Consider the following 13,069-nt stretch of genomic DNA (forward strand, 5'->3'; position numbering starts at 1 on the left):
CCGGCCAGCGGCCGGCACTACCGTGATGATCGTCAGAGGTCGCGGTACAGGATCTGCGAAGCCAGTACGCGCAGGCCATCGGCATTGCTGGACAGGATGCGCTCTTCGCTGATGCCTTTCTGCCGTTTCAGCTGGAAGCCCTGGGCTGCAGGCAGCTGCGCGGCGATGCTGTCCATGCGCTGCAGGGCATCAGGCCCGCTGCAGTCGAAGTGGCCCCAGTAGGCGCCATCGCGGTGAATCTGCAATCGGTAGTTCATCGCGGTAGCTCCGGCAGGTCCTGCAGCCAATGGTCGAACATCGCGGTGGCGGCCGCGGCCAGTGGCGCGCCATAGCGACGCGCCTGCGTGCGCAGGTCGTTCGGATCGATGCCGGCCTGCGCCAGTTCCAGGGTGTGACCGATCAGCCAGCGCTCGAACTGGCGCGCGTCCAGCTCCGGATGGCATTGCAGTGCCAACGCATGGTTACCGATGGCAAAGGCCTGGTGGCGGCAGGCCGGCGTGCTGGCCAGGCGGCGTGCACCCGGCGGGAGTTCGAACGCCTCGCCATGCCAATGCAGTACCGGAATGCCCTGCAGGGCCTGCAGTGGCGAGCGCTGGCCGTCATCGGTGAGCAGCAGTGGCGCAAAGCCGATCTCCTTGCCAGCACTGGCGGCGACGTCGGCACCGAGTGCACGCGCCATCAGCTGCGCGCCCAGGCAGATGCCCAGCGTGGGCCGCTGCTGCTGCAGCCGACATTGCAGCAGCGCGATGCTGTCATCGAGGAAGGGATAGAGATCAACGTCGTTGACGCTGACCGGACCGCCCAGCACCACCAGCAGGTCGGCGGCTTCGGCCGGATCGAGGGCGTCGACACCGGCTTGCAGCACCTGCAGCTGCCAGCCCTGTGCCATCAGCAGAGGCTGCAGGGTGCCGAGGTCTTCAAAGGCGACGTGTTGCAGGACGACCGCGTGCTTCATGCCAGGGCTCCATTGCTGGGCCAGTAGAAACTGTCCGGGGTGGCGCGTGCGCCGAAGATGGCCTGCCCGACGCGGACCACGGTGGCACCTTCCTCGATGGCCACTTCGAAGTCACCGGACATGCCCATCGACAGCTGCGACAGGTCGATGCCGGGAGGTGCAGTGCGCTGCAGCTGGTCGCGCAGTTCGCGCAGGCGCACGAAGCAGGCACGCACGCGCTCGACCTCGGGGGTGAAGATGGCCAGCGTCATCAGGCCGCGTACGTGCAGGCGGTCGAACGCTGGAAGCTGCTGCACAAAGGCCTCGACGGCAGCGGGTTCCAGACCGTACTTGCTGGGTTCGGCGGAGGTGTTGACCTGTACGAACACATCGAGCGTGCGGTCTTCCAGCTGCAGGCGCTGCTGCAGCGCTTCGGCCACGCGCAGGCTGTCAAGCGCCTGGAACTCGCTGGCGAAGCGCGCCACGTAGCGCGCCTTGTTGGTCTGCAGATGCCCGATCACCGACCAGTGCACGCCCAGATCGGCCATCGTCTCGGCCTTGCGCTGCGCCTCCTGCACCTTGTTCTCGCCCAGCTCGCGGCAACCGGCGGCCACTGCCATGCGGATGCGGGCGTCATCGACGGTCTTGCTGACCGGCAGCAGGCGCACGCTGGCCGGGTCCCGGCCGACGCGGGCGCAGGCAGCGGCGATGCGTTGGCGCACCGTGACCAGGTTGGCGGCGATCTGTTCAACGGACTGGGCGATGGGCCAGTCGGCGGCGGCAAGGGGCACGCGGGCACCTCCAATGCAGGATGGCCAGGGTGGGATACACTGGCACAGGACAAGAATTATTTTGGCATAGGACAAAATGAAAATCACCGGGCATAGCGCCGAGTCGATCTTCGACAGCATCCGTGATGGCATCGGCAAGGGCCGCCTGCCGGCGGGCAGCGTGCTGCCGCCGGTGCGCGAACTGGCCGATCAGCTGGGGGTCAATCGCAACACCGTGGCTGCTGCCTACAAGCGACTGGATGCGGCCGGCCTGGCCAGTACCGCGGGCCGACGCGGCACGGTGGTGCGTGGCCTGCCGCCGACGCTGGCGCGCGAGGGCAGTACGCCGGGGTTGGCGCTGCAGGACCTGGCCGGTGGCAACCCGGATCCTCGCCTGCTGCCCAGCCTGCGCCTGGCCCCGGCGGCGCCACGGCTGTATGGCGTGGGCACGGTCGCCCCGAGGTTGCAGGCGTTGGCACGCGCCTCGCTGGATGCGGATTGCCCCGAGGGGTACGCGCTGGAGCTGACCCATGGCGCGGTCGATGGCATCGAGCGCCTGTTGGCGGCATGGCTGCTGCCGGGGGATCGCATCGCGGTGGAGGATCCATGCTTCCTCGGCAGCCTCAATGTGCTCAATGCCGTGGGCCATGCGCCGTTGCCGGTGACGGTGGATGCGCATGGCATGCAGGTTGAATCGCTGCGACAGGCGCTGGAGGCCGGGGCACGCGCGGTGCTGCTGACCCCGCGTGCGCACAACCCGACCGGGGCCAGCCTGGATGCGAAGCGGGCACGGGCGTTGCGCCAGCTGCTGACGGCCTACCCGCAGGTGGCGGTGCTGATCGATGACCACTACGCACTGCTCTCGCAGCAGGCCTACCACTCGGTACTGCCGCTGGATGGCCGGCGCTGGGCGCTGCTGCGTTCGCTGTCCAAGCCGCTCGGCCCCGACCTGCGCCTTGCCTGGCTGGCCTGTGATGACGAGACCGCGATGCGGTTGCGGTTGCGGTTGGCGTCCGGCATCGGCTGGGTCAGTCATCTGTTGCAGGATGCCGCCACTTCGGTGCTGGCCTCGGCGCCGCAGCGGGCGAAGATCGCCTCGGCAGGCGAGCGGTACCAGCAGCGCCTGCAGTCGCTACAGGAACTGCTGCGCGCGCGTGGCGTGCCGACGCCGTTGCCGATGGAGGGATTGAACCTGTGGCTGCCGTTGCCGGCCGACAGCCATCCACAGGTACTGGCGCTGGCTGCGCGCGGATGGCATGTGCGTGCTGGCGAAGTGTTTGCGGTGGCTGCACCAGGGCATGGCCTGCGCATCACCTGCGCGGCGCTGGGGTCGGCGCAGCTGCGGCAGCTGGCCGATGACCTGGCGGCGGTGTGTGGGGTATAGCGCCCAGCCATGCTAGACGCTACTTCGCCTTGTAGAGCCGAGCCATGCTCGGCTGCTGTTGGTAGAAGCAGCAGAGCATGGCTCGACGCTACATGGCCGGCAGCCGAGCATGGCTCGGCGCTACAGGGGCGAAACAAAGTCGAGCATGGCTCGACGCTACAGAAGCAGATCAGGGCGCGGCGTTGGCGCCGGGGCGCACGTAGTAGGACTGGCCACTGTCATCGACGAACATCAGCTCCGGCTTGCCCTGCCAGGAGGTGAGCATGGCGCCGGTATTGTTCTGGTGCTTGACCATCAGGCTGGCGCCACGGTCCGGGTTGGCGACGACCTTGAAGACTTCGGTGGTGCCGGTGGCATCGTCCAGAGTGAGCAGGGCTTCGCCGCCGCGGTCGCTGGTGCCATAACCGCCGCGCTCGGAACCGTCGGGGCCAAGCAGGATCAGGCCGGACAGCGCGGTTGCACGCGGTCCTTGGGTGCGGCCCCTGCTGAGGGGGTCCGGCACCGGCGCGCCGAGGATCAGCCGTGGTTGGCCAGTGTCATCGTGGATGACCAGGCCGCGCGCTTCGATGATCCGCTCAGGCGATTGGCTGCGATGCAGGCTCCAGGCGGTCCAGCCGGAAACGAGCAGGGCAAGGGTCGAGACCACCAGGGTGGTCAGCAGCAGCACACGGGGCATCGGGTCGTCCTTCCTTGGATAGGCCGACGATAGCGGATGCCGGCGGGCAAAGGCCAGTTCGTTGTGTGACGATGTGTATCGTCAGTGGAAATCGCGGCTGTGGCTGCGCAGTCCCTGCAGCAGCTCATCCAGGCAGTGCATGCGCTGCACGATGACATGCTGCACGCCATCAACGCGCTCCAGGCGGCCATCGATCTGCATCAGCTGGGTGTCGACCAGCACCCGGTGCTGGCGGTCGGCCAGGTGGCGCCAGACCACGGCGTTGACCATGCCGGTCTCGTCTTCAAGGGTGAGGAAGGTAACGCCACTGGCGGTCTGCGGGCGCTGGCGCATGCGCACCAGTCCGGCGATGCGCACACGGCGGCCGTGGCCGTGCCCGGCCAGCTGTGCGGCATCCAGGCAGCCACGACTGCGCAGCTGCGCGCGCAGGAACGAGATCGGGTGGCGGCCGAGGGTGGTGCCCGTGCTGCGGTAGTCGGCCTGCATGTCCTCCCAAGCGCTGGGCAGTGGCAGAGGCACACGGGCTTCGGCAGTGGCACGGGCCTGGTCGAACAGCGGCAGCCGGTTCTCTACGCCGGAGATATCCCAGCGTGCACGATGGCGATGGCCGCTGAGCCCGCGCAGTGCCCCGGCATCGGCCAGCAGGCCTTGCTGGCGGCGGTCCAGCGCGGTGCGCTGGCACAGGTCGCCGACGTCGTCGAACGGGCGCCGCGCGCGCTCGCGCATGATGGCCTGCACGGCATCTTCGTTGCAGCCGTCGATCAGGCGCAGGCCCAGACGGATCGCCGCCGGCCCCTTGCTGAAATCCAGCGTGCAGTCCCAGTCGCTGTGGCGCACGTCCACCGGCAGCACGCGGATGCCATGCCGGCGCGCGTCCTGCAGCAGCTGGTCGGGGCTGTAGAAGCCCAGCGGCTGGCTGTTGATCAGGCTGGCGGTGAACGCGGCCGGGTGATGGCACTTCAGCCAGCAGCTGGCATAGGTCAGCAGGGCGAAACTGGCGGCGTGGCTTTCCGGGAAACCGTAATCGCCGAACCCCTTGATCTGCTCGAACAGGTGCTCGCCGTATTCGCGGCTGAAGCCGTTCTTCAGCATGCCGGACAGCAGCTTCTCGCGATGCGGCTCCAGGCCGCCACGGCGTTTCCATGCGGCCATCGAGCGGCGCAGGGCATCGGCCTGGCCCGGCGTGTAGCCGGCCGCTTCCACCGCCAGCTGCATGACCTGTTCCTGGAACAGTGGCACGCCCAGCGTACGCGCGAACACGCGTTCCAGCCGCGCTGGATAGAGTGGATTGTCTGGATCGTTCAACGCGTCAGGACCCTGCTCGCGCAGGATCCTTCGCCGTTCCAGGTAGGGGTGCACCATGTCACCCTGGATCGGGCCAGGGCGCACGATCGCCACCTCGATCACCAGGTCATAGAATTCGCGTGGCTGCAGGCGCGGCAGCATCGCCATCTGCGCGCGCGACTCGATCTGGAATACGCCGATGGTGTCGGCGGCGCAGATCATGTCGTAGGTGGGCTTGTCGTCATCCTCGATCGCATCCATGCGTCCACTGTGCAGGCCATGCTGCTTCAGCATCGCCAGACATTTGCGGATGGCGGTGAGCATGCCCAACGCCAGGCAGTCGACCTTCATCAGGCCGGTGGCATCGAGGTCGTCCTTGTCCCACTGGATGACGGTGCGGTCGGCCATCGCTGCGTTCTCCACCGGTACCAGCGTCGACAGCGGGTGCTCGGAGATCACGAAACCGCCCGGGTGCTGCGACAGGTGGCGGGGGAAGTCGATCAGTTCGGTGGTCAGTGCCAGCAGGCGCTGCATCAACGGCGTGTCCGGATCGAAGCCGCGCTCGCGCAGGGTCTCAGGCAGCGGTACATGACCGCCCCAGTGGTCCATCGCCGCGCCCAGTTCGTTGACCTGGTCCATCGGCAGGCCCAGTGCGCGGGCCACGTCGCGGATCGCGCTGCGACCACGGTAGCTGATCGCCACCGCGGTCAGTGCGGCGCGCTCGCGGCCGTAGCGCTTGAACACGTACTGCAGCACCTCCTCGCGACGCTCGTGCTCGAAGTCGATGTCGATATCCGGTGGTTCGTCGCGCTCGGCGGAGATGAAGCGCTCGAACAGCAGGTTGCTGCGTGCCGGGTCGATCTCGGTCACGCCCAGCACGAAGCACACCGCCGAGTTGGCCGCTGAGCCACGGCCCTGGCAGAGGATGTCCTGGCTGCGCGCAAAGCGCACGATGTCCTGCACGGTGAGGAAGTAGGAGGCGTAGTTCTTCTGCTTGATCAGCGCCAGTTCGTGCTCGATCTGCGTGCGTTGCTTCGCTTCGATGCCGCCTTTCCAGCGCCACCGGATGCCGCGCTCGACCAGCACGCGCAGCCAGCTGTCCGGATCGTGTCCTTCGGGCACCAGCTCACGCGGATAGGTGTACTGCAGCTGTTCCAGGGTGAAGTGGCAGCGCTCGGCGATGCGCAGGGTTTCAGCCAGCAGTTCGGGCGGATACAGCTGGGCCAGCGCGGTACGCGGGCGCAGGTGGCGCTCGCCATTGGGAAACAGGCGCCAGCCGGCCTCGGCCACGCTGCAGCGGTGGCGGATCGCGGTCAGTGTGTCCTGCAGGGCACGGCGGCGGCGCACGTGCATGTGCACATCGCCACTGGCGACCAGGGGCAGGCGGTGGCGTTCGCCGAAGGCCTGCAGCTGCTGCAGGCGGCGTGCGTCATCGTGTTCGCGGTGCAGTTCCACCGCCAGCCACAGCCGATCATCGAAGCCGGTGCGCAGCAACTCGAGATCGGTGGCGGATGGCTGCCGGTCCAGCCACAGGCACAACAAACCGTCGGGCAGGCCGAGCAGATCGTCGCGCAGGCAGCGGTATTCGCCCTTGGCAGCCCGCCGCCGACAGGTCGTGATCAACTGGCACAGCCCCGCATAGGCGGCCTGGTCGGTGCACAGCAGGGCCAGCTTCGGCCCGTCCTCGACCTGGAATTCGGCGCCGACGATCAGCGCCACGCCATGGGTCTTGGCTGCCTGCCAGGCGCGCACGATGCCGGCCAGCGAGCATTCGTCGGTGATCGCTAACGCGCGGTAGCCCTGGCCAGCGGCGCGCGCGAACAACTCTTCGGCGATCGAAGCACCGCGCTGGAAACTGAAGGCCGACAGGCAGTGCAGTTCGGCGTAGCCGGGCAGTTCGCTGTGCATGGCGGCTCAGCCGAACCAGCCGTGCAGCATCCACGGCGCATGCGGATCGTTGCGCACGCGGAAGGCCCAGCCGCGCTGGCCATGCGCGGTTTCCACCACGTAGTAGTCGCGGCGCGCGTCAGCCTGGTCCCACCAGCCCGATTCGATCCGCTCCGGCCCGGCGATGATGCGCAGGCGCGGGTCACGCAGCGGCTGTGGAGCGTCCAGCAGCCAACCGGGGCGCAGTGGCCAGTATGCCGGTGGCCTGGCCGCTGGCTGGGTGCCGCTGGCGCGTTCGGGGCGATGGTCGGCCTGCACTGCCAGCGGCTGCACGGCATCATCGCCGAGCCGCGCGCGCAGGCGCTCACGCAGCTGGTTCCACGGCATCGCCTGCGCCGGACGGGTATCGAACAGGTCACGCGCGGCGGGTACGAACGGCGGCAGCTGTTCGGCCTGCAGGCGCAGTGCGCGGCTGCCGGCCGGCAGGGCGAACGCTTCCATGCGGTTGCGCGCGATCTCGAACAGCAACGCGGGATCGCGTTCGGGCGCCAACAGGCCGATGGTCAGCACGCTGGCCGGCAACAGGTCATGCTCGAAATGCAGGTCGAAGCGCTGCACGCCGCCATCGCGCGAGCACAGGAAGGCGGCCAGGTCGAGCAGCAGGCGGCGCAGCGGGAACAGCAGGGCCTGGCTGGATTCGATCTCGTACTCGAATTCGATGCGCGCATCGAAACGGTCTGGTGGCTGGTAGTAGCGCAATGGCGCGGTGGGCAGCCCGCGCAATGCATCCAGCTGCTGCAGGACCTCGGGGGCGAAGCGCCGGGCCAGGCTGTCGCGCGGCAGCTTGAGCACCGCGCCCAACGTGCGCAGGCCGGAGCGGCCGAGCACCGTCACCGCCTCGCTGGGCAGGCCGCAGCGCGCCAGGGGCAGCTGCGCCAGCACCGCCGGCAGTTGCTGCGCATCGATGCCGAGGCCATCGTGGACGTTGGCCAGCACGCGCGCGGCATGTGGGGTAGGCGCGGCCACCAGGCGGTGGCGGAAACCGAGTTCGTGCAGTTCATTGCGCAGGCGCTGCTGGATCGTCAGCCAATCACCGAACAGGGCGCGGCTGGCACCGATTTCCAGCACCAGTGCATGCGGAAAATCGAGGCTGACCTGCGAGCTGTAGGCATAGGCCCAGCTGGCCAGCAGCTGCCGGGTGTGCTGTTCGGCATTGGGGTCGTAGTCGTGCAGGTGCATGTCCTGCACCAGTACCTGTGCAGCCGACAGCAGCATGCCCGGGCGCAACCCCGCGGCGCGTGCCGACGGGCTGACTGCACGCACTACGCGTCGCTGTGCCGGCCCCTGCAGCAGCACCAAGGGCCGCTGTTGGTCGGGCTGCAGGCGCAGCACGCTGTCCAGCGCCAACTGCGGCAACAACAGGCAGGCCCAGTGCATGGCGCGGCCTCAGTGGGCGATGGCCAGCGGCAACGGTTGTGCCGGCGGCAGGCCGCCACGGCACTTCAGCACCCGCACCTGGCCGTGGTCGAGCTGCAGGCGCAGGCTGGCCGGGGAGGGATTGCGCGCGGCCTGCGCCTCGCGGAACACGAAGCCCAGGCACTGGCCGCTGTCGGCGGCCACCTGCAGGCGGCGCAGGGCGCGGTCGTCGGCTTGATGCGGCCAGCACAGTACCGCCGCGCAGGCCGCAGAGCGCAGGCACTGTTCGGCGGCCCACAGTGCCTGCTTCGGCGCGGCGTGGATGATCTGCAACTGGCCCAGGTCCAGCCCGGCGGCGGCCCAGGCCGGGGCATGCGGACGGTACGGCGGAGCGACCAGGACGATCGGGCGGTCGCGCTGGCTCAGCCTGGCCAGTGCCGGCCATACCAGCGCCAGTTCGCCAACGCCGGGCACCGCCTGCAGTACCTCGCACAGTCCGCTGGCCGGCCAGCCACCGCCGGGCAGGCGTGCATCCAGTGCCGGATGGCCGCTGGCCAGATGGTCGCTGGCGGGGCCCTGGCGGGCCGGGCCACGCCACAGCTGGCGCCCGTCCAGCAGCCGGTCGAGGGCGACGACGGCACCCATCAGTCAGCCCTCCAGGGGAGGCGCCGGGCGGGCTGGAAACGGCAGGAACGGGCGGAAACGGCGGGCATGGCGCGAGTATCGACGGACCGGTATCAGGGGCTGAGACCAGACATGCTACTCGCGTTGTAAGTAGAATTACTAATGAAATCGGAGGGTCCGGTTTCAGGTTGCTGAAGGGGGAAAGCATCCACGCATGGCGTGGATCTACTGGAGAGAGCCCCGGCAAATCCATGCCGCAGCCTGGTAGATCCACGCCATGCGTGGATAGCGGTAAAGCGCGGTGCCGACCAAGGTCGGCACCCACCCGGCATGGACCGTTGCTACCCGGGGATGCCCCTGGTTACGGGCGCACCGGCAGCGCCACCGGGCGCAGCGGCGCGGCATCGCCACCGCGGATCTTCAGCGGGCCGCCGATGAAGGCGAATTCGTAGACCTTGTCGCGGGCCAGTTCGTCCAGCGCCACCAGCTCGATGATCGGCGCACCCTGCTGTGCCAGCAGGTAGGTGTGCAGCGGCACGTAGTCGTCGGACACCTCCGAAGGGAAGGTCTCGAAGCTGAGGTTGTCGGCACCGACGATCATCGCGCCGCCGTCCTCGACCAGGAAGCGTGCCGCGTCCAGGCCCATGCCCGGCGGGTTGGCCATGTAGGCCCTGGGCTGCTCGAACAGGCGCATGCGGCCGGTGCGGATCAGCACCACGTCGCCCTGCTGCAGTTTCACCTTCTGGCGTGCCAGCGCATCCTTCAGGTCCTGGCGGGTGACGCGGTAGCTGTCCGGCAGCATGTCCACGCCCTTGGCGCCGGCCACGTCGATCAGCACGCCACGCGCGATCAGCGGCGGGAACTTCTCGATGCCGGTGACATTCCAGCCACGGTCGCCGAGGTGCTTGTCGGCCTCGAAGCCGTTCCAGATCTTCCCGTGGATGCCGAAGTGGTTCAGCGCATCGATGTGGGTGCCGGTGTGGCTGTACATCGAGAACGCGGTGCCGGTGTAGCTGCGGGTGAGATTCATGGCCTCGCCCACGCCCATCGGATCGTCCATCACTGTGCCGCGCGGGGTGTGGGTCATCCAGAACTGGTAGTGCGGGTCGCCGGCATCCTGCCAGCTGGGCATGCCGACGTAGTATTCGGTGGCCAGGTCATAGGCCTTGCCGCCGCTGACCCGCGACAGGATCGCGGCGCGCGAGGCTTCGGTGATCAGGTTGAGGCGGCCGATCTCGTCCTCCGGCCCCCAGGGGCTGGTGCCGACCTGCTGGCCGGAGGGAACGCGTTCGTGCGCGGATACGGTGGTGGAAGCGGCGGTGGCGGCCAGCAGCAGGGCCAGCGCGGTGGACAGGGTACGTGGGGTCATGGGGAAATCTCCTTGCAGGGTGGGGGAGGGTGCGGCTCAGGCCGCGACCAGGGGCGCCAGGGCCTGGCGCAATTGCGGCAGCGGCAGGGTCTGCAGGCGCAGGCCGTTGCCGCCGATCACGGTGGGGATGGACCGGATGCCGAGCGCGGCAGCGTCGGCGCGATCAGCCTGCACGCGCTGGCGCACCGCGTCGCTGCGCATGTGGTCAGCGAAGGCGCCACGTGGATGGCCCAGCGATTCGGCAATATCCAGCAGTACTTCCGCGTCGCCGATGTTGCGGTGCTGGTGCAGGTGCGCCCATTGCACCGCGTCGAACATCGCGCCATGGGCATCATTGCCACCGATCAGCCCTGCGGCCTGGCAGGCCAGTGCGCCGAGCCAGCCGGAGGGATACTCGAAGTCCTGTGCGCGCATGCCTTCGATATCGATGCGCGCGGTGTCCTCATGCGCGGCGCAGTCGGTCCAGTGGCGCAGGATGATCGCCTTGGCGCGCGCCATCGAGCCGAACACCTCGACCATCTGCGCGCGCGAGTCCTGCAGCACGAAGCTGCGGTGGCGCACCTGGATGCCGAGTTCGGCCGAGACCTGCTGCAGGCGCGGGGCCAGCACGAAGCACCAGCCGCAGACCACGTCGTGGAAGAAATCGACCACCGGCGCGGCGGTGGCGGGGGAAGGAACGGAAGACATCTGCCTGCCATCGGTGATAGGGGAGGCGGCAGAGTAGGCAGCGCGGCGTGGCCGAAACAGCACGCCGTGGGCAGCTCAGTTTTCGCTGGCGGTTACGAATCCAGGCCGGCGCAGCCGGGCAGCTCGGCGTGCAGGAAGTCGATGAAGGCACGCACCTTGGGCTGCAGGTGGCGCGAGGTGGGGTAGACCGCATGCACGAAGCGCGGCGGATAGCGGTGGTCGGGCAGCACCTGCTGCAGTTCGCCACGGGCCAGCGCTGGTGCCGCCAGGAACGAGGGCAGGGCGCCGATGCCCATGCCGGCCACCAGCAGGTCACGCAGCAGCAGGCTGTTGTTGACGGTCACGCGTGCCGGCAGGGTGATCGTCACCTGGCCATCCGGGCCGAGCAGCGGCCAACTGCCCGGTGAGTCGGACAGGCTGTAGGCCAGCACGCTATGGGCCTGCAGATCGCCTACTGCCTGGGGCGCCGGATGCTGCTGCAGGTAGGACGGCGCCGCGCACAGCACCTGCTGCAGCGAGGCCAGCCGGCGTGCCACCAGGCGTGAATCATCCAGCTCGGCACGCAGCCGCAGCGACACATCGAAACCCTCGCCGACTGCATCGAGCAGGCGGTCTTCCATCACCAGGTCCAGCGACAGCTGCGGATGCTGCTGCAGGAAGCGGGGCAGCAGCGGCGACAGCGTGCTCAGCGCGAACGACTGCGGCACATTGACGCGCAGGCGCCCGGTCACCTCGCCACGCTGCTCGGCGATGCCACGTTCCAATGCGTCCAGCTCGTCGAGCAGGCGGCAGCATTCGCGGTAATAGGCGTGGCCGGTCTCGGTCAGGCTCATGCGCCGCGTGGTCCGCTGCAGCAGTACCACGCCCAGATGCGCTTCCAGCGTGCGCAGCTGTTTGCTGAGCCCGGCCGGCGACATGCCCAGGTCTTCGGCGGCACGAGCGAGCCCGCCGCGTTCGACGATGCGACGGAAGGCACGCATCAGGTTGAAGGAATCCATGCCGGCCCCGGGCGCGATGAGGGCGCCATTGTAGATCCACGCCATGCGTGGATGTGGGAAGCGTGGTGCGGCAGGGTTGCGCCGTTTGTTCAAGCCAGCAACCCGCACGCCACGCCAGCATGCAGGCCCTCATTTCCCGGGTTGCCCATGAAACACTGGATCCTCCGCCTGTATGCCCCGCTGTTCCTGCTGGGGTTCGTCGCCACTGCCGTCGTCTGGGTCGGCCACTGCCATGGCGATCCGTTGTGGCTGCTGGCCCTGCTGGCGGCCGCCATTGCGCTCTCGTTCGCCGCCGAGCGCGCGTGGCCGTACGATCCTGCGTTCAACCACGATCATGGCGACCGCCTGCGTGACACCCTGCATGCGCTGGTCAACGAAGGCCTGAACCTGTTGTCGATCGCGGCGGTGCCGCTGCTGGCGGCGATCATTCCGTGGCAGGTCTGGCCGCTGCAGTGGCCGTTCGCACTGCAGGTACTGGTGGCGATCATCGCTGCCGATCTCGGCATTACCCTGGTGCACTACGCAAGCCATCGCATCGGCTGGTTGTGGCGCCTGCATGCGGTGCATCACAGCGTGACCCGCATGTATGGCTTCAACGGCCTGATGAAACACCCACTGCACCAGGCGGCCGAAGCGGTGGGCGGTGTGCTGCCGTTGCTGCTGTTGGGCCTGCCGATGCCGGTGGCGGCGGTGCTGGCGTTTGCCATCGCCATCCAGCTGCTGCTGCAGCACTCCAACGTGGATATGCGCCTGGGTGTGCTGGGCCGGGTGATGGCGTGGGCACCGCTGCATCGCTTCCATCACATGCGTTACGGTACCGCCGGTGACGTCAACTTCGGCCTGTTCCTGACCGCATGGGATCATCTGCTGGGGACCGCCTTCGATGCGCCCGGTTATCGGCTGCAGCAATGCGATCTCGGTATCGGCAGCCAACCGGACTATCCACGCGATTACGCGGGGCAGCTGCTGGCGCCGTTCCGCGAACTACCGCATGGCGAGGTGCCGGAGCTGCCCGAAGGCCTGCGCAGGCGTGGGTGATC

Annotated in this window: 12 protein-coding genes; 2 read left to right on the top strand and 10 right to left on the bottom strand. The window is 68.4% G+C overall.

Annotated features, from left to right (window positions below):
* Nucleotides 1-32: 32 nt before the first annotated feature.
* Genes AB839_RS09055 through AB839_RS09065 form a run of 3 tightly spaced genes read right to left on the bottom strand, consistent with a single transcriptional unit; the run spans nucleotide 33 to nucleotide 1,725 of the window.
* The gene (locus AB839_RS09055) at nucleotides 33-257 is read right to left on the bottom strand and encodes a hypothetical protein (RefSeq protein WP_061479085.1); all 225 of its coding nucleotides are present in this window, start codon (nucleotides 255-257) and stop codon (nucleotides 33-35) included.
* Nucleotides 254-955 (bottom strand): glutamine amidotransferase, encoded by a 702-nt coding sequence (locus AB839_RS09060; RefSeq protein ID WP_061479086.1) that lies wholly within the window; start codon nucleotides 953-955, stop codon nucleotides 254-256. The genes AB839_RS09055 and AB839_RS09060 overlap by 4 nt, the downstream gene beginning before the upstream one ends.
* A complete protein-coding gene (locus AB839_RS09065; protein ID WP_061479087.1) occupies nucleotides 952-1,725 on the bottom strand; it encodes a YggS family pyridoxal phosphate-dependent enzyme in 774 nt (257 codons plus the stop codon). Before AB839_RS09065 ends, AB839_RS09060 begins: the two co-directional genes overlap by 4 nt.
* Nucleotides 1,726-1,801: 76 nt before the next feature.
* Here AB839_RS09065 and ptsJ point away from each other — a divergent pair, with 76 nt between their 5' ends.
* The gene (gene ptsJ / locus AB839_RS09070; protein WP_061479088.1) at nucleotides 1,802-3,088 is read left to right on the top strand and encodes a transcriptional regulator PtsJ; all 1,287 of its coding nucleotides are present in this window, start codon (nucleotides 1,802-1,804) and stop codon (nucleotides 3,086-3,088) included.
* Nucleotides 3,089-3,257: 169 nt separating this feature from the next.
* Here the strand turns inward: ptsJ and AB839_RS09075 are convergent, their stop codons facing one another.
* The 7 genes from AB839_RS09075 to AB839_RS09105 form a co-directional block, all read right to left on the bottom strand.
* On the bottom strand, nucleotides 3,258-3,764 hold the full coding sequence (locus AB839_RS09075; protein WP_061479089.1) for a hypothetical protein: 507 nt from the start codon (nucleotides 3,762-3,764) through the stop codon (nucleotides 3,258-3,260).
* Between the two features lie 81 nt (nucleotides 3,765-3,845).
* A complete protein-coding gene (locus tag AB839_RS09080; protein ID WP_061479090.1) occupies nucleotides 3,846-6,956 on the bottom strand; it encodes an error-prone DNA polymerase in 3,111 nt (1,036 codons plus the stop codon).
* Nucleotides 6,957-6,962: 6 nt separating this feature from the next.
* Complete coding sequence (locus AB839_RS09085) at nucleotides 6,963-8,372, bottom strand: DNA polymerase Y family protein (protein ID WP_061479091.1); 1,410 nt, start codon at nucleotides 8,370-8,372, stop codon at nucleotides 6,963-6,965.
* A 9-nt stretch (nucleotides 8,373-8,381) separates the two neighbouring features.
* The gene (gene imuA / locus AB839_RS09090) at nucleotides 8,382-8,996 is read right to left on the bottom strand and encodes a translesion DNA synthesis-associated protein ImuA (protein WP_061479092.1); all 615 of its coding nucleotides are present in this window, start codon (nucleotides 8,994-8,996) and stop codon (nucleotides 8,382-8,384) included.
* Between the two features lie 340 nt (nucleotides 8,997-9,336).
* Nucleotides 9,337-10,344 (bottom strand): cyclase family protein, encoded by a 1,008-nt coding sequence (locus tag AB839_RS09095; protein ID WP_061479093.1) that lies wholly within the window; start codon nucleotides 10,342-10,344, stop codon nucleotides 9,337-9,339.
* A gap of 36 nt (nucleotides 10,345-10,380) precedes the next feature.
* A complete protein-coding gene (locus AB839_RS09100; protein ID WP_061479094.1) occupies nucleotides 10,381-11,031 on the bottom strand; it encodes a DsbA family protein in 651 nt (216 codons plus the stop codon).
* A gap of 92 nt (nucleotides 11,032-11,123) precedes the next feature.
* Entirely contained in the window at nucleotides 11,124-12,074 is a 951-nt protein-coding gene (locus AB839_RS09105) for a LysR family transcriptional regulator (protein ID WP_185807371.1), read from the bottom strand.
* 102 nt (nucleotides 12,075-12,176) lie between these two features.
* On the opposite strand from AB839_RS09105, the gene AB839_RS09110 reads away from it, so the two are divergent.
* Nucleotides 12,177-13,067, top strand: coding sequence for a sterol desaturase family protein (locus AB839_RS09110; protein WP_061479095.1), 891 nt, complete (start codon nucleotides 12,177-12,179; stop codon nucleotides 13,065-13,067).
* Nucleotides 13,068-13,069 lie beyond the last annotated feature (2 nt).

The organism is Stenotrophomonas sp. DDT-1 (assembly GCF_001580555.1).
Taxonomy (GTDB): Bacteria; Pseudomonadota; Gammaproteobacteria; order Xanthomonadales; family Xanthomonadaceae; genus Stenotrophomonas; species Stenotrophomonas sepilia.

Bases quoted from the DNA above. Each gene is read 5' to 3' on its own strand.
- AB839_RS09060 (WP_061479086.1), bottom strand. From the start codon at position 955: ATGAAGCACGCGGTCGTCCTGCAACACGTCGCCTTTGAAGACCTCGGC.
- AB839_RS09080 (WP_061479090.1), bottom strand. From the start codon at position 6,956: ATGCACAGCGAACTGCCCGGCTACGCCGAACTGCACTGCCTGTCGGCC.
- ptsJ (WP_061479088.1), top strand. From the start codon at position 1,802: ATGAAAATCACCGGGCATAGCGCCGAGTCGATCTTCGACAGCATCCGT.
- AB839_RS09110 (WP_061479095.1), top strand. From the start codon at position 12,177: ATGAAACACTGGATCCTCCGCCTGTATGCCCCGCTGTTCCTGCTGGGG.
- AB839_RS09075 (WP_061479089.1), bottom strand. From the start codon at position 3,764: ATGCCCCGTGTGCTGCTGCTGACCACCCTGGTGGTCTCGACCCTTGCC.
- imuA (WP_061479092.1), bottom strand. From the start codon at position 8,996: ATGGGTGCCGTCGTCGCCCTCGACCGGCTGCTGGACGGGCGCCAGCTG.
- AB839_RS09100 (WP_061479094.1), bottom strand. From the start codon at position 11,031: ATGTCTTCCGTTCCTTCCCCCGCCACCGCCGCGCCGGTGGTCGATTTC.
- AB839_RS09055 (WP_061479085.1), bottom strand. From the start codon at position 257: ATGAACTACCGATTGCAGATTCACCGCGATGGCGCCTACTGGGGCCAC.
- AB839_RS09105 (WP_185807371.1), bottom strand. From the start codon at position 12,074: ATGGCGTGGATCTACAATGGCGCCCTCATCGCGCCCGGGGCCGGCATG.
- AB839_RS09085 (WP_061479091.1), bottom strand. From the start codon at position 8,372: ATGCACTGGGCCTGCCTGTTGTTGCCGCAGTTGGCGCTGGACAGCGTG.
- AB839_RS09095 (WP_061479093.1), bottom strand. From the start codon at position 10,344: ATGACCCCACGTACCCTGTCCACCGCGCTGGCCCTGCTGCTGGCCGCC.